The organism is Pseudomonas sp. ICMP22404 (assembly GCF_006227205.1).
GTDB lineage: Bacteria > Pseudomonadota > Gammaproteobacteria > Pseudomonadales > Pseudomonadaceae > Aquipseudomonas.
Map to the genome: position 1 here is coordinate 28,355 of NZ_VCNG01000001.1, position 16,190 is coordinate 44,544.

The window sequence follows — 16,190 nt, forward strand, 5'->3', positions numbered from 1 at the left end:
TAATGTCCACATAGCCCTGTGGGAGCGAGCCTGCTCGCGATTGGCCCGCCCAGGCAACCCACCCATCAGCCATCATGCAACGGCACCCATACCGCCAAGGTAGTCCCCTCCCCCGGTTCACTTTCCAGGGACAATCGCCCGCCCATGATCAGTACCCGTTCGCGCATCCCTACCAACCCAAAAGATGTCGGCCGACCTGTATCGGCAATAAATCCTACACCGTCATCACTCACGATCAGACACAATTCATCGCCTTCGCAAACCAGCGTCAACTCCACGGTGTGCGCTTGGGCATGACGCATCACGTTGGTCAGCGCTTCCTGGAGAATACGGAACAGGCCGATCGCCTTGGCATCGCTTAAGGGCGGCAGATTGTCGGGCACCTGCACCAGACACGGGATCTGCGTACGCGCCTCGAAGCGTCGGGCCTGCCATTCGATGGCCGAGGCGATACCGGCATCGAGAATAGGCGGTCGCAACGCCGTCGCCACATCTCGCACCAACTGGAACAGCTGAGCGATCAGACGCTTCATGCTGTTGAGTCGCTCCTGCAGGCCGGGGTCCAGTTGCGCATAGGCCAATTCGCACATGGAAGTCTCCAGCTTCAACACCGTCAACATCTGCCCCAACTCGTCGTGGACTTCCCGGGCGATACGGGCTTTTTCCTCTTCCCGCACACTTTCCAGGTGCGCCGACAATTCGCGCAGTTGCTCCCGGGAGCTGGCCAGCTCCAGCTCGATACGCTTGCTTTCGGTGATGTCCCAGACAATGCCGTCCCAGACGTAGGCGCCATCCTCGAGACGCCGGGTGATTGCCTTGATCTCGGCCCAGCGCTCCCGGCCTTCACGGGTCAGGATGCGCCCCTGCCACGACCAGTCACTGTCGCTGTCCAACGCCTGGTCCTGGGTACGGTGATAATCGGCCTTGTCCTCCGGATGCACCAGGCTGCGCAGACCGGTGTCGCTGCGAGCCAGGGTCGCGGGGGAGTAACCCACCAGGCTTTCGCTGCCTTCGCTGATGTAGGCAAAATCGATCTGCCCGGTCACCGGTGCCCGTTCCAGGCGAAAGACCAGGCCCGGCACGTTGGCCGCGATGCCTTGCAGACGCGCTTCGCTTTCGCGCAACGCCGCCAGCGCGCGGCGGCGCTCAGTCACGTCGTTGAGGTAGACCACCAGGTATTCCGCATCACGGAAACGCAGGAAGCTCAGGGAAACATCGGCCGGCAGGATACTGCCATCGGCCCGCACGCACTCGGTCTCGAAGCTCTGCGGTCCGTCCTCGCTGGCCCGGGCGCGCTTCCACAGGCTCAACCAGCGATCCATGTGCAGGCCCGGCTCGAAATCGATCAAAGGGCGCTCGATGATCGCACCGGGTCCATAGCCAAGCATGGTTTCAGCGGCGCGGTTGGCATAACGCACATGGCTGTCCCAGTTGACCCAGAGAATGCCGACCGTACTTTGATCGATGGAAAACTGGGTGAGCCGCAGCGCTTCTTCGCTGGCGGCACGCTGGGCGATGTCTTCACGCGCAGAGCGCAGACGACGCTCCAGCCCACGTTGCTGGCGACGCTGCCAGAATACGATGGCGATGGCGCTCAATAGCAAGGCCAGCATCAACAACGTCAGGTTCTGCCAGAACCCCGGGGTTTCGGTCAGGCGCGGATACTTGGGCTTGAGCCAGCGGCTGTGCAGTTGCTCCAGTTCCCTGGCGGGAATCGCCTGCAGCCCCTTGTCGACGATCTCAGCCAGTTCCGGCCAGTCCCGACGCGTAGCGACCCGCAGCAGTTGCGGCAGCCCGATGTCACCGACCACCGCCAACTCGGCGAACTCCGGCTCGACCATGAGCCTGCCCAACTGCGCCTCGTCGACCACCGCGTATCGGGCCTGCTGAGTGAGCAGCAGTTGCAGGGCCTCACGTTCCATCGGTACGCCTTGCAGATTCAGCATCGGATAGGTGCCATGCAGGTAATCCGCCGTGGCGCTGGGCATGCGTACCGCGACCCGGACCTGGGCGCCGAGCTTTTCCAGCTCCACGCCCTCGGCGCTTTTCTGCTCACCGACAATCAACTGCGGCACGCGCATGTACGGATCGGAAAACAGCCAGAGCCTGAGTCCACCCGGGGTCTGGGTCAGGCCCGGGGCGATATCCACCTCACCGTCGCGCAGCGCGGCCTCCAGTTGCGCCACGTCCTGGAAATTGCGCCAGGTCAGCTCGACATTCAACATCTTGCCCAGCCACTGCATCAACTCGACGTTGGTGCCGGACAGGCGTTGCAGACGCCGATCGTACTGCGCATACGGCGCCTGCAGGACCAGGCCAACCCGCAGTTGGGGATGTTGTGTCAACCATTGGTGTTGTTCGGCACTCCATTGCACGCCATGGGCTGAAGGCGCGGGCGCCGCCCACGTCATCAAGGGAAGCCATAAACAGCCGATAACCCACAGACAGCAAAAACGCATCATTGAACTCTCATGCACTGACAAATACTGACCAACCCATTAGGCTGCCGGAAATACTTCTGGCCCTGGAATATCCGATGCCCTTTGTCCACCGCCTGGCATTGCCAGCATTGTGCCTGTCGCTGATCCTGCCGAGTGCGTTTTCTGTACAGGCTGCCGAACCGGCGCCTGCCGTGACGGATCAACCCACCGAGACAAAACCGCTCGAGCGCCAACCCCTGCTCGAGCGTAGCCAGGAAGAAGCGGCCGCGCTGGAACGAAAAATCCCGCCACAGGAACAACAACAGCTGCAGACCGGTAGCGATACCTTCCTGGCTCTCTGGAAACCGGCCAACACCAGTGACCCCAAAGGCGCAGTCATCATAATCCCTGGGGCCGGTGAAACCGCTGACTGGCCTCAAGTCATCGGGCCGTTGCGTAAAAAACTGCCCGATGTCGAATGGAACACCCTGAGTATCACGCTGCCAGACCCACAAGGCGATGTCATCGCACCGCGCGCAGTGGAAACCCCGCCGCAAACCAAACCAGCCGACATGGCTGCCGCTGCCCCGGACGCCACGACTGCGGCGCCGATCGAGCAGGTGGCCGGTGGCGAGGCAGACGCTGTCGACCCGGTCGTCGCCGAAGCCGACGAAGAACATGTCAAGGCCGACGCCGAACGCATTTTCGCCCGCATCGATGCGGCACTGGCCTACGCCGAGCAACAGAGCTCGCGCCGCATCGTGCTGTTGGGCCACGGCACCGGCGCCTACTGGGCGGCGCGCTACCTCAGTGAAAAACAGCCTGCGCAAATAGAACGTTTCGTGATGGTCGCCGCGCAGTCCCCGGTCACCGCCAAACCTGGCCTGGCCGAACTCACGCCGACCTTGAAACTGGCAACCGCAGATGTCTTCTACGTGGACAAACCGCTGGATCGCAACGCAGCACTGGAACGTCTTCAGGCGAGCAAACGCCTGAAGGGGTCGAGTTTCAGCCAGGTTTCTCTCAAGGCCTTGCCCAATGCGGCGGCGCAGCAGGAGCAGTTGTTTCGACGGGTTCGAGGGTGGTTGAACCCGCAGACTCCCGGTGAATGAGGCTTACCCGGTGCTTTCGCCAGGCACCGGCTCGTGGCGAGGGGATTTATCCCCACGGGCGGCGAAGCCGCCCCAGGGCCTCGCCACTATTTATTCAACGACACTAGCGAAAATCCCGCCGTTCCCGAATCAACCGATAAGCGTTATGCAGCTCCCGAGTCTTGTCCGTGGCCTCGCGCACCTGCAAGGGCGTCGCGCCGCTACCGGCAATTTTGTCCGGATGGTGACGGCTGAGCAGCCGGCGATAGGCCCGCTTGATCTGCGAGGGTTCGGTGGTGGCTGACACCCCCAGCAAACGCAACGCTTCCTGATAGGTCACGCCGCTGTTGGGCAGCGACGGCTTCTGTGGTTCGTAATCAATCGCCAGCGCCTGGACCTGCTGGGGCGTCCAGCCCAACCACTTGCCCCACTGGATGAGCAACTCGCGCTCACTGGCGCCAGCCCGACCATCAGCCCAGACCATCCGCCAACAGGCCCGCAATACACCTTCAGCTGCATGAGGCTGGGTGGCGAGACGGCGTAGATAACCGCGCAAGCGGTCGTTTCCGGACTTACCTCGGTTGAATGCCGCAATGGCCCGGCGTTGTGCCGGCTCGCTCAGGTCCAGCGCACGCATTTCCTGGCGAGCCTGCTGGATGTGACCGTCGACCACCCGACCATCGATTTTCGCCAGTCGCCCCAACAAGACAAACAACAGCTCGTCGTTGCGCAACGCCGGACGACCGCCCAGACGCTCACGTACCTGTGCCCAGCCGTGCAGGTTCAGGCGCCGGTCCAGCGCCTGTCCCAACAACGCACCGAGCATGGCCCCCGGAATGCTGGCTATGGCAAAGCCCGCTCCGGCTCCTATCAGAGTCCCTGGCCACCACATATCAACGGCTCGCTTCTATCAAGGTTTCGACTTGCATCAAACGTTCGTGGGTTCCCACATCGACCCAGTGCCCTTCCAGGCGCTCGCCACTGACTTGCCCCTCTGCCATGGCTCGGCGCAGCAGCGGTGCGAGCTTGAACGCGCCATCCGTGCAGCCCTCGAACAACCTTGGGTGCAGGACGGCAATGCCGCTATAGGTCAGTTTGTCGGCAGCCGGCTCCCCTTCGTGAACCTTTCCGTCGGCCAGGATGAAATCACCGCCTGGGTGATGTTCAGGATTATCCACCAGCACCAGGTGCGCCAGCCCTTCAAGCGGCCCACGCAAGGCACTGAAATCGTAATCGGTCCAGATATCGCCATTGACCACCACGAACGCCTCATCGCCCAACAGCGGCAAGGCCCGGAAAATTCCACCGCCGGTCTCCAGCGGCTCCCCTTCTGGCGAATAACGAATCCGCACGCCAAATCGCGAACCGTCCCCCAGATGATCCTCGATCTGCTGACCGAGCCAGGCATGGTTGATCACGATATCGCTGAAGCCGGCCGCGACCAGCGCCTGCAGGTGATATTCGATCAATGGAATGCCGCCGACGCGAATCAGCGGCTTGGGGGTCGTCAGGGTCAAGGGGCGCATGCGCTCGCCCTTGCCCGCCGCCAGGATCATCGCCTTCATACCGTCGCTCCGGCCGGACGAGGCAGGCTGGACAACAAGGCGTGCAACTGCGCCAGTTCAGGACGACGAGCAATGACGGCTTCTATATAAGCGAAGAAGCGCGGTACGTCGCCCAGATAACGCGGCTTGCCATCACGATGGCAGATGCGCGCGAAGATTCCGATGACCTTGAGGTGGCGCTGTACCCCCATCAGATCGCTGGCCCGCAGGAAGTCTTCGATGTCCGGCTGGACGGGGATGCCGAGCGCACTGGCCTGCCGCCAGTAATCCTCCAGCCAGCCACGCACGCGCGCCTCGGGCCAACTGAGGAAGGCGTCCTTGAACAGGCAGGTCACGTCGTAGGTCACAGGACCGTAGACCGCATCCTGAAAATCCAGCACGCCGGGGTTCGGTTCGCTGAGCATCAGGTTGCGCGGCATGTAGTCGCGATGCACCAGCACTTTGGGCTGGGCCAGGGCGCTGTCGATCAGCAGGTCGCTGGCCTCCTGCCAGAGCCGTTGCTGTGTCGAATCGAACTCGATGCCCAGCTCGCGCTTGACGTACCACTCGGGGAACAGTTCCAGCTCCCGACGCAGCAATGCAACGTCATAGCTGGGCAACGGCGCTACCATCGGCAATTGCTGGAAAGCCAGCAGCGCCTGCAGGGCATCACGGAACAAATCGTCGGCATTTTCCCCATCGATCACGTCCAGATAGGTCTGGTTGCCCAAGTCATTGAGCAAAAGAAAGCCGCTTTCGAGATCTTCTGCATAAATTTTCGGCACGTTTATTCCGGATTTCGCCAGCAAAAACGCAATATCCACGAAGGGTTTGCAGTTTTCCTGGGGTGGCGGCGCATCCATCACGATCAGGCTGCGGCCCTCGCCTTCCCAGCGGAAATAACGCCGGAAACTCGCGTCGCTGCTGGCCGCGGTCAATGTGGCCTGGGGGACGGGGCCCCAGCCTTGTGCAGTAAAAAGGATCGGAAGTTGCTCATCGAGCCAAACTTTCAGGTGTTGCAAGCGTACATCTTGGTCGGGCATTGCAAGGGTCTCCGACGGCCCTAGCCGTCAAGCGGGTCATGCTTTATTATCCAGCATCTTTTTCAGACCATCGAGAGGCGTGCGGCCCACACCGCGGGCAGATGGCACGCAGGAAGCCCGGACTAATAAGATGGCATTGAAATCCCCCGCGTTTCGTAAAAAATTTCCGTTGCTGGTCACCGGCAGTCTGCTGGCCCTGCAACCCCTGGCCTCTTCATTCGTCGTCGCGGCGCAGCAGTATGACTGCTCCGTCTCCGCTTCGGGTGCCTGGGACTGTTCCCCCAAGACCCCGGCCGCCGCATTGCCGCCACGTCCGGTGCATGAAGGCAGTGCCGTTGCCGACAGCGGCGACGCTGCAGCCGGCAGCAGTTCGGTTGAAGCAGCCGGCGACAAGCCGGTGCTGGTCACCGAAGCCAAGGGCCGCGGCCTGAAGTCGCGCAGTGCAGACTACAGCCACCTGGACTGGGTTCCACGGGAGAACCTCACCCCTGCGCAATTGGCCGAAACCGGACCTTATTGCTCCGGTGCCTATATCGAGCCGACCCGTCCTGGCATGAATGACAAGACGGCCAAGAGCGACGCGCCGACCTTCCTCGGCGCCAAGGCTTCACGCTACGAGCAGGAACAGCAGGTGGCGACCCTGGCCGGTGACGTGGTCATGCGTCAGGGCAGCATGCAGGTCGAGGCGGACGAAGCCAGCCTGTACCAGGCCGAGAACCGTGGCGAGCTGAGCGGTAACGTACGGGTTCGCGACAATGGTGCGCTGATTGTCGGCGACCACGCCGATGTCCAGCTGGACACCGGCGAAGCCAAGGTCGACAACGCCGAATACGTGATGCACAAGTCGCGCATCCGCGGTAACGCCCTGTACGCCAAGCGTGCCGAGAACGCGATCATCCGCCTCAAGGACGGCACGTACACCACGTGCGAACCGAACAGCAACGCCTGGACGCTCAAGGGCAACAACATCACCCTGAACCCGGCCACCGGCTTCGGTACCGCGACCAACGTGACGCTGCGGGTCAAGGACATCCCGGTCCTCTACACGCCTTATATCTATTTCCCGATCGACGACCGTCGCCAGTCCGGCTTCCTGCCGCCCACCATCGGCAGTGGCAGCGACACCGGTTTCATGTTGGTCACCCCGTACTACTTCAACCTGGCGCCGAACTACGACGCCACGTTGTATCCCCGCTACATGGCCAAGCGTGGCCTGTTGATGGAAGGCGAATTCCGCTACCTGACCAAGTCCAGCGAAGGTCAGTTCGGCGCCGCGTACCTCAACGACGAGGACGACGACCGCAGCAAGCAGACCGACTACAGCAAGACCCGCTACATGTACAACTGGCAGCACAAGGGCGGCCTCGATTCGCGAGTGCTGACGGAAGTTGACTACACCAAGATCAGCGACCCGTATTACTTCCAGGATCTGCAGACCGATCAGATCGGTGTCGAGTCCAGGGATTACGTGAACCAGCAGGGCGCGGTCAGCTATCGTGGTGACTCGTATGTGGCACGCCTGAACGTCCAGGCCTATCAGATGGCGACGATTTCGAACATCACGCCGTATGACCGCTTGCCGCAAATTACCTTCAACGGTTTCCTACCACAACATCCGGGCGGCTTGGACTTTGCGTACAACACGGAATTCGTGCGCTTTGATCGGGATCTGAGGTCTGGCATGTATAAGGACAAGGACGGTGGTCCGATTAATCTCGTCACTGGCGTGGCAGGGACCCCATTCCTGGACGAGAACGTTTGGGGCTTGGCTCGCGCTACCGGTGATCGGATGAATCTGGCACCCGTAGTCAGTTTGCCAATGAACGCGAGCTATGGCTTTATCAAGCCGTCGCTCAAGTATCAATACACCCAATATGACCTCGACCTGGACAACAGGGGCAAAGCCAACGTCGCTGGGCAGACTGCCGAGCAAGATCGCCTGCTGGGTACCTATAGCAGCAGCCAGAGCCGTGGCGTTCCGATCGTCAGCGTCGACAGTGGCCTGTATTTCGATCGCGACACCCAGTGGTTCGGCAAAAACTATCGCCAGACCCTGGAGCCGCGCCTGTACTACCTCTATGTACCGGAGAAAGACCAGAGCGACATACCGGTCTTCGATACCAGCGAAAGCACCTTCAGCTATTCGTCGCTGTTCCGGGATAACCGCTTCACCGGCTCCGACCGTGTCGGCGATGAGAACAAGTTGTCCCTGGGTGTCACCAACCGCTGGATCGAAGAAAATGGTTTCGAACGCCAGCGCATCAGCGTTGGCCAGGCCTTCTACTTCAAGGACCGCGAGGTTCAACTGCCAGGTATCGATTTCAAGACTCGCGAAGATGCGCACTCCAGCGTTTCCCCTTACGCCCTGGAATACGAATACCGCTGGAACCGCGACTGGCGCACCACCGCCGACTACAACTGGGACCCGGACACCCATAGCCCTCGCTCGGGTAGCGCGATGTTCCACTACCAGCCTGAAGACAACCCGAACAAGGTCATCAACGCCGGTTATCGCTATCGCAATGACCTGGTCCGCTATGACCAGACCACCGGCCGCTGGCAAGTGGGTGGTGGCGACTACGGCACCCCGGGTACACCTGGTTACGTGAAGGACTATTACAAGATCAAGCAGCACGATTTCTCGGTCATCTGGCCGATCGTTCCACAGTGGAACGCGATCAGCCGCTGGCAGTATGACTACAACCGCAATCGTACCCTGGAAGCCTTCGGTGGTTTCGAATACGACAACTGCTGCTGGAAACTGCGCCTGATCAATCGTTACTGGGTTTCCTATGACGAATTCAGTCAGGAAGCTCCGCAAAACGAAAAAGGCGACCACGGCGTCTTCCTCCAAATTGTCCTGAAGGGACTCGGCGGCCTCACCGGCGCCAAGGTAGAGAGCTTCCTCGACAAAGGCATCCAAGGTTATCGTGAACGTGAAGACCAAGCTTTCTGATTGTCTGCGCCCGCTGATGCTGGGCGCGCTGTTCCTGGGTACCGCGGCCAACGCCGCGGTACAGTCCATCGATAAAGTGGTGGCCATTGTCGATAACGACGTGGTCATGCAGAGCCAGTTGGACCAGCGCGTCCATGAAGTGCAGCAAACCATCGCCAAGCGCGGCGGCGGCCTGCCACCGCCGGGCGTGCTGGATCAGCAAGTGCTTGAGCGCCTGATCGTCGAAAACCTGCAATTGCAGATCGGCGAACGCTCCGGTATTCGCATCACTGACGAAGAGCTGAACCAGGCCGTCGGTACCATTGCCCAGCGCAACAACATGACCATCGAGCAGTTCCGCGCCGCGTTGGCGCATGATGGCCTGTCCTACGACGACGCCCGCGACCAGATCCGCCGCGAGATGATCATCAGCCGCGTGCGCCAGCGTCGAGTGGCTGAACGCATCCAGGTTTCCGAGCAGGAAGTGAAGAACTTCCTCGCTTCCGACCTGGGCAAGATGCAGCTTTCCGAAGAGCTGCACCTGGCGAACATCCTGATTCCTACCCCGGAAAGCGCCAACTCCGAAGCGATTCAGAGCGCTTATCGCCAGGCAATGGATGTCTACCAGCAGCTCAAGCAAGGTGCCGACTTCGGTCAAATGGCCGTCGCCCGCTCGGGCAGCGAAAACGCTCTGGAAGGCGGCGACATGGGCTGGCGCAAACCCGCTCAGCTGCCGCCTCCGTTTGACCGCGAACTGAGTGCCATGGCGGTGGGTGACATTACCCAGCCTGCCCGTACTCCCGGCGGCTTCATTATCCTGAAGGTGCTGGAGAAACGTGGTGGCGGCGCGCAGGTGCGTGACGAAGTACATGTTCGCCACATCCTGATCAAACCCAGCGAAATTCGCAGCGAAGCCGAAACCAAGCGTCTGGCGGAGAAGCTCTACGACCGCATCGAAGCAGGCGAGGACTTCGGCGAACTGGCGAAGAGTTTCTCGGAAGACCCGGGATCGGCCCTCAACGGTGGCGATCTGAACTGGGTTGATCCAAACGCGCTGGTCCCCGAGTTCCGCAAGGTCATGGCCGAAACACCACAAGGCCAACTGTCCAAGCCGTTCAAGAGTCCTTATGGCTGGCATGTCCTGGAAGTCCTTGGCCGTCGCGCCACCGACAGCACCACCCAGGCCCGCGAACAGCAGGCAATGACGGTCCTGCGCAATCGCAAGTACGACGAAGAGCTGCAAACCTGGCTGCGCCAGATCCGCGACGAAGCCTACGTAGAAATCAAACTCCCTGGTGCAGACCAGGCAGCGCAGTGAAACCCAAGCGTTTCGCGCTGACGCCCGGCGAGCCTGCCGGCATAGGTCCCGACCTGTGCCTGTTGCTCGCCGCGCAGCCCCAGCCATATCCCCTGATTGCCATCACCAGCCGCAACCTGCTCCTTGAGCGGGCTGCGCAGTTGGGCGTGGCCGTCGACCTGCTTCCAGTGACACCGGATGCCTGGCCGGACACCCCAGCGCCGGCCAACAGCCTGTATGTCTGGGATACGCCCCTGGGCGCCCCGGTCGTCACCGGACAACTGGATAAGGCCAACGCCAGCTTCGTTCTGGAAACCCTGACCCGGGCCGGCCAGGGCTGCCTGGATGGCGCTTTTGCCGGCATGATCACCGCGCCGGTACACAAGAGCGTGATCAACGAATCCGGTATCGCCTTTTCCGGGCACACCGAATTCCTCGCTGACCTGACCCACACCGCACAGGTCGTGATGATGCTCGCTACCCGTGGTCTGCGGGTGGCCCTGGTGACCACCCACTTGCCCTTGCGGGACATTGCCGACGCCATCACCCCGGAGCGCCTGGAGCGTGTCACGCGGATACTGCACGCCGACCTGCAGGAAAAGTTCGGCATCGCCCACCCACGCATCCTGGTCTGCGGGCTCAACCCCCATGCCGGTGAGGGCGGACACCTGGGCCGCGAAGAAATCGACATCATTGAACCTACATTGGAGCGCTTGCGCAGCGAAGGCATGAACCTGCATGGCCCGCTGCCTGCCGACACTCTGTTTACCCCCAAATATCTGGAGCACTGCGACGCGGTGCTGGCGATGTACCATGACCAGGGCCTGCCCGTGCTGAAGTACAAAGGCTTCGGCGCGGCAGTCAACGTGACCCTGGGCCTGCCGATCATCCGCACTTCGGTGGACCACGGCACCGCCCTTGACCTGGCCGGCAGCGGAAAAATCGATACCGGCAGCCTGCAGGTCGCCCTGGAAACCGCCTACCAGATGGCCGAGACCCATTTATGACCGAGCAATACCAACACCGTGCGCGCAAGCGTTTCGGCCAGAACTTCCTGCATGATGCCGGTGTGATCGATCGCATCCTGCGCTCCATCAATGCCAAGCCCGACGACCGCATGCTGGAAATCGGGCCGGGCCAGGGCGCCCTGACCGAGGGTCTGCTCGGTAGCGGCGCGCAACTGGACGTGGTGGAGCTGGACAAGGACCTGGTTCCGATCCTCAATCAGCAATTTGCCGGCAAGAGCAACTTCAACCTGCATCAGGGCGACGCGCTGAAGTTCGACTTCAACAGTCTGAATGCCGCGCCGAACAGCCTGCGGGTCGTGGGTAACCTGCCATACAACATCTCCACGCCATTGATCTTCCACCTGCTGAGCAACGCTGGCCTGATTCGCGACATGCACTTCATGCTGCAAAAGGAAGTGGTCGAACGTCTCGCCGCCGGTCCTGGCGGTGGTGACTGGGGACGCCTCTCGATCATGGTCCAGTACCATTGCCGTGTCGAACACCTGTTCAATGTCGGCCCTGGGGCCTTCAACCCGCCCCCCAAAGTCGACTCGGCCATTGTCCGCCTCGTCCCCCATGCGGTGCTGCCGCACCCGGCCAAGGACCATCGTCTGCTGGAACGCGTCGTACGCGAAGCCTTCAACCAGCGTCGAAAAACCCTGCGCAATACGCTGAAGTTGCTGCTCAGCAGCGCCGAAATCGAGGCCGCGGGCGTCGATGGCAGCCTGCGCCCCGAGCAACTGGATCTGGCGGCCTTCGTGCGCCTGGCCGACAAGCTTAGCGAACAGGCTGCACCAAAAGCCGAAGCCATCTGACGGACAATCGCCGTCTCGGGTAGGACGCCCCTCTGGTTTACTACCCGATACTTGGCCTAGACTGATCCCTTCAGCCACGCCCGCGTCCCGTTTCTAAGGCCCTTTTGCATGTCCGATCCTCGCTATCAGGTCGACGTCAGCGTCACCACCCGCTTCCTGGCAGAACAGTCACAACCCGAACATAACCGTTTCGCCTTCGCCTACACGATCACCGTGCGCAACAACGGCTCGCTGCCGGCCAGGCTGCTGTCGCGGCACTGGGTCATCACCGATGGCGACGGTCATGTCGAAGAGGTGCGTGGCGAGGGTGTGGTCGGCCAGCAACCGCTGATCGACGCCGGCAACAGCCACAGCTACAGCAGCGGCACCGTGATGACGACCCGAGTTGGCACCATGCAGGGTACCTACCAGATGCTGGCCGAAGACGGCAAACGCTTCGATGCCGTCATCAAGCCCTTTCGCCTGGCGGTGCCCGGAGCCTTGCACTGATGGCCACCTATGCGGTCGGCGACCTGCAAGGTTGCCTCAGCCCACTCAAGTGTTTGCTGGAGCGGGTCGCCTTCGACCCGCAGAAAGACACGTTGTGGCTGGTGGGCGATCTGGTCAACCGCGGTCCGCAATCGCTTGAGACGTTGCGCTTCCTCTTCAGCATCCGCCATTCCCTGGTGTGCGTGCTCGGCAATCACGACCTGCACCTGTTGGCCGTCTGGCAAAACATAGAGCGTTTGAAGAAATCCGATACCTTGAAGGAAATCCTCGACGCCCCCGATTGCATCGAATTGTTGGAATGGCTGCGCCAGCAAAAGCTCATGCACTACGACGAACAGCGCAACCTGGCGCTGGTCCACGCCGGCATTCCGCCCCAGTGGTCCCTGCGCAGGGCGCTCAAGTGCGCCGGAGAAGTCGAACAGGCGCTACGCGACGACAACCTGTTCAGTCCCTACCTGGACGGCATGTATGGCAACGATCCAGTCAAATGGGACAACGACCTCACCGGCGTGACCCGCCTTCGGGTCATCACCAATTACTTCACCCGCATGCGCTTCTGCACCCGCGACGGCAAGCTCGACCTCAAGGGCAAGGAAGGCATCGAGACCGCACCACCCGGCTATGCACCCTGGTTCAAGCACAAGGAACGCAAGACCCGTAACCTGAAGATCATTTTCGGTCACTGGGCAGCCCTGCTGGGCCAATGCGACGAGCCAGGACTCTTTGCTCTCGATACCGGCTGCGTGTGGGGCGAAGCGCTGACACTGATGAACATTGATACCGGCGAACGACTGCGTTGCGACTGCGACGAACAAGGTCACGCCAATCCCCATCAACACCCGACCATTGCGTCATCGCCGACCGGCACCGCCGTCTGATCGGCGCCTGGCCTGCTACAGGAGCCCTCCCATGACTGAATTCAAACGTATTCCCCCGGCCCAAGCCCAGGCCCTGCGAGAGCAAGGCGCGGTCGTCGTCGACATCCGCGACCCTGCCACTTTTTCCGCCCTTCATATCAGCGGGTCCAAGCACCTGGATAACCATTCCCTGCATGACTTCATTACCAAGGCCGATCTTGACGCTCCGGTCGTGGTTGTTTGTTATCACGGCAATTCCAGCCAGAGCGCAGCCGCCTATCTGGTCGGCCAGGGCTTCACCGATGTCTATAGCCTGGATGGCGGCTTTGAACTCTGGCGCACGACTTATCCGTCAGAAACGGCGCAAGGCCCTCACGAATAATTTTTTATCCCGCCCCAAACCCGCGTGGACCGCGGGCTTGAGCGATAGCAGACGAACGGTCTGCCATAACTTATTACGCATTCCACCTGTGCCTCTCCGATTCCGAACTATTCTTAGCCTCAGGCCATCCAAAACAGGGGAGAGCCGGTACACCGGCGCGCGGATCATCGGGAGTCAGCTTTCAGGGACCTTCATCCTGGAAGCATTCTGGGGGGATAAACGGCAGCTGGATTCCCAGCGGCTGACCAGCAACGACTGATTGATCCGACACCGGCTCCACGTATCGAGCGAGGTGACGTCATGAGTATTTTTAGCCACTTCCAGCAACGTTTCGAGTCCACGCGGCAGGAGGAATACTCGCTGCAGGAATACCTCGAACTCTGCAAGCAGGACCGCAGTGCCTATGCATCGGCGGCAGAGCGTCTGTTGCTGGCAATCGGAGAACCCGAACTGCTGGATACCTCGACCAACTCGAGGCTCTCGCGGATTTTTTCCAACAAGGTGATCCGCCGCTATCCGGCCTTTGAAGACTTCCACGGGATGGAAGAATGCATCGACCAGATCGTGTCCTATTTCCGCCACGCAGCCCAAGGCCTGGAGGAGAAGAAGCAAATCCTCTATCTGCTTGGCCCGGTGGGTGGCGGTAAATCGTCCCTGGCCGAAAAACTCAAGCAACTGATCGAGAAGGTGCCCTTCTACGCGATCAAGGGCTCACCGGTCTTCGAATCGCCCCTGGGGCTGTTCAACGCCACCGAAGACGGCGCGATCCTCGAAGAAGACTTTGGCATTCCACGCCGCTACCTCAACACCATCATGTCGCCATGGGCCACCAAGCGCCTGGCCGAGTTCGGCGGTGACATCAGCCAGTTCAAGGTGGTCAAACTCTACCCATCGATCCTCAACCAGATCGGGGTGGCCAAGACGGAACCGGGCGATGAGAACAACCAGGACATTTCGGCCCTGGTGGGCAAGGTCGATATCCGCAAGCTGGAAGAATTCCCGCAGAACGATGCCGATGCCTACAGCTACTCGGGCGCGCTGTGCAGGGCCAACCAGGGCCTGATGGAATTCGTCGAGATGTTCAAGGCGCCCATCAAAGTGCTGCACCCTTTGCTGACCGCAACCCAGGAAGGCAACTACAACAGTACCGAGGGCCTGGGGGCGATTCCATTCAGTGGCATCCTGCTGGCTCACTCGAACGAGTCGGAATGGCACACCTTCCGTAACAACAAGAACAACGAAGCGTTCATCGACCGGATCTACATCGTCAAGGTGCCGTACTGCCTGCGGGTCACCGATGAGGTGAAGATCTACGACAAGCTGCTGTTCAACAGCTCACTGGCCAAGGCCCATTGCGCCCCCGACACCTTGAAGATGCTGGCCCAGTTCACCGTGCTGTCGCGCCTCAAGGAGCCGGAGAACTCCAACATCTATTCGAAGATGCGGGTGTATGACGGTGAAAACCTCAAGGACACCGATCCGAAGGCCAAATCGATCCAGGAATACCGCGACAACGCGGGAGTCGATGAGGGCATGAACGGCCTGTCCACACGGTTCGCGTTCAAGATCCTGTCCAAGGTCTTCAACTTCGACCCCCACGAAATCGCCGCCAACCCGGTTCACCTGTTGTACGTGCTGGAACAGCAGATCGAGCAGGAACAGTTCCAGGCGGAAACCCGTGAGCGGTACCTGCGCTTCCTCAAGGAATACCTGGCCCCGCGTTATATCGAGTTCATTGGCAAGGAGATCCAGACCGCGTACCTGGAGTCCTACAGCGAATATGGCCAGAACATCTTCGACCGCTACGTGCTGTACGCAGACTTCTGGATTCAGGATCAGGAATACCGCGATCCGGAAACCGGGGAAATTCTCAACCGCGTAGCGCTCAACGAGGAGCTGGAAAAAATCGAGAAGCCGGCAGGCATCAGCAATCCGAAGGATTTCCGCAACGAAATCGTCAACTTCGTATTGCGGGCGCGAGCCAACAACAACGGCAAGAACCCCACCTGGCTCAGCTACGAAAAGCTGCGGGTGGTTATCGAGAAGAAAATGTTCTCCAACACCGAGGACCTGTTGCCGGTCATCAGCTTCAACGCCAAGGCCAGCAAGGAGGACCAGCAAAAACACAACGACTTCGTCACACGCATGGTCGAACGTGGCTACACCGACAAACAGGTACGGCTGCTTTCCGAGTGGTATCTGCGGGTCCGGAAATCGCAGTGAGGCAGTGAAGCGACAAGCAGCAAGCCATGGGCTACAAGGGCGCTCACCGTCCTTGTGCTCACGGCTTGCAGCTTGAAGCTGGGAACT

Annotated in this window: 13 protein-coding genes; 9 read left to right on the top strand and 4 right to left on the bottom strand. The window is 60.7% G+C overall.

The features are described from left to right. Positions 1-65 precede the first annotated feature (65 nt). On the bottom strand, positions 66-2,462 hold the full coding sequence (locus tag FGE05_RS00155; RefSeq protein ID WP_139640581.1) for a PAS domain S-box protein: 2,397 nt from the start codon (positions 2,460-2,462) through the stop codon (positions 66-68). 74 nt (positions 2,463-2,536) lie between these two features. Here FGE05_RS00155 and FGE05_RS00160 point away from each other — a divergent pair, with 74 nt between their 5' ends. Next, positions 2,537-3,532, top strand: a complete 996-nt coding sequence (locus FGE05_RS00160) for an alpha/beta hydrolase family protein (RefSeq protein WP_139640583.1) — start codon at positions 2,537-2,539, stop codon at positions 3,530-3,532. 103 nt (positions 3,533-3,635) lie between these two features. On the opposite strand, the gene FGE05_RS00165 is transcribed toward FGE05_RS00160, so the two are convergent. Genes FGE05_RS00165 through FGE05_RS00175 form a run of 3 tightly spaced genes read right to left on the bottom strand, consistent with a single transcriptional unit; the run spans position 3,636 to position 6,098 of the window. Next, positions 3,636-4,403, bottom strand: coding sequence for a TerB family tellurite resistance protein (locus tag FGE05_RS00165; protein ID WP_139640585.1), 768 nt, complete (start codon positions 4,401-4,403; stop codon positions 3,636-3,638). Position 4,404: 1 nt separating this feature from the next. Next, a complete protein-coding gene (gene murU / locus FGE05_RS00170; protein WP_139640587.1) occupies positions 4,405-5,076 on the bottom strand; it encodes an N-acetylmuramate alpha-1-phosphate uridylyltransferase MurU in 672 nt (223 codons plus the stop codon). Beyond that, on the bottom strand, positions 5,073-6,098 hold the full coding sequence (locus FGE05_RS00175) for an aminoglycoside phosphotransferase family protein (RefSeq protein ID WP_139640589.1): 1,026 nt from the start codon (positions 6,096-6,098) through the stop codon (positions 5,073-5,075). Before FGE05_RS00175 ends, murU begins: the two co-directional genes overlap by 4 nt. A 130-nt stretch (positions 6,099-6,228) precedes the next feature. Between FGE05_RS00175 and FGE05_RS00180 the strand changes: the two genes are divergently transcribed. The 8 genes from FGE05_RS00180 (at position 6,229) to FGE05_RS00215 (ending at position 16,103) form a co-directional block, all read left to right on the top strand. Further along, entirely contained in the window at positions 6,229-9,054 is a 2,826-nt protein-coding gene (locus FGE05_RS00180) for an LPS-assembly protein LptD (RefSeq protein ID WP_139640591.1), read from the top strand. Beyond that, the gene (surA, locus tag FGE05_RS00185) at positions 9,035-10,351 is read left to right on the top strand and encodes a peptidylprolyl isomerase SurA (RefSeq protein ID WP_139640593.1); all 1,317 of its coding nucleotides are present in this window, start codon (positions 9,035-9,037) and stop codon (positions 10,349-10,351) included. The genes FGE05_RS00180 and surA overlap by 20 nt, the downstream gene beginning before the upstream one ends. After that, positions 10,348-11,337: a 4-hydroxythreonine-4-phosphate dehydrogenase PdxA gene (pdxA, locus tag FGE05_RS00190; RefSeq protein ID WP_139640595.1), complete on the top strand. Its 990-nt coding sequence runs from the start codon at positions 10,348-10,350 to the stop codon at positions 11,335-11,337. The genes surA and pdxA overlap by 4 nt, the downstream gene beginning before the upstream one ends. Further along, positions 11,334-12,152 carry a 16S rRNA (adenine(1518)-N(6)/adenine(1519)-N(6))-dimethyltransferase RsmA gene (gene rsmA, locus FGE05_RS00195; RefSeq protein ID WP_139640597.1) on the top strand — a complete coding sequence of 273 codons (819 nt, stop codon included), beginning with the start codon at positions 11,334-11,336 and terminating at the stop codon, positions 12,150-12,152. The genes pdxA and rsmA overlap by 4 nt, the downstream gene beginning before the upstream one ends. A 108-nt stretch (positions 12,153-12,260) precedes the next feature. After that, the gene (gene apaG / locus FGE05_RS00200; protein WP_041023945.1) at positions 12,261-12,641 is read left to right on the top strand and encodes a Co2+/Mg2+ efflux protein ApaG; all 381 of its coding nucleotides are present in this window, start codon (positions 12,261-12,263) and stop codon (positions 12,639-12,641) included. Then, positions 12,641-13,519, top strand: coding sequence for a symmetrical bis(5'-nucleosyl)-tetraphosphatase (locus FGE05_RS00205; RefSeq protein WP_139640599.1), 879 nt, complete (start codon positions 12,641-12,643; stop codon positions 13,517-13,519). Before apaG ends, FGE05_RS00205 begins: the two co-directional genes overlap by 1 nt. A gap of 31 nt (positions 13,520-13,550) precedes the next feature. Then, positions 13,551-13,880, top strand: coding sequence for a thiosulfate sulfurtransferase GlpE (glpE, locus tag FGE05_RS00210; protein ID WP_139640601.1), 330 nt, complete (start codon positions 13,551-13,553; stop codon positions 13,878-13,880). A 300-nt stretch (positions 13,881-14,180) separates the two neighbouring features. Beyond that, the gene (locus FGE05_RS00215) at positions 14,181-16,103 is read left to right on the top strand and encodes a PrkA family serine protein kinase (protein ID WP_041023943.1); all 1,923 of its coding nucleotides are present in this window, start codon (positions 14,181-14,183) and stop codon (positions 16,101-16,103) included. Positions 16,104-16,190: the final 87 nt, after the last annotated feature.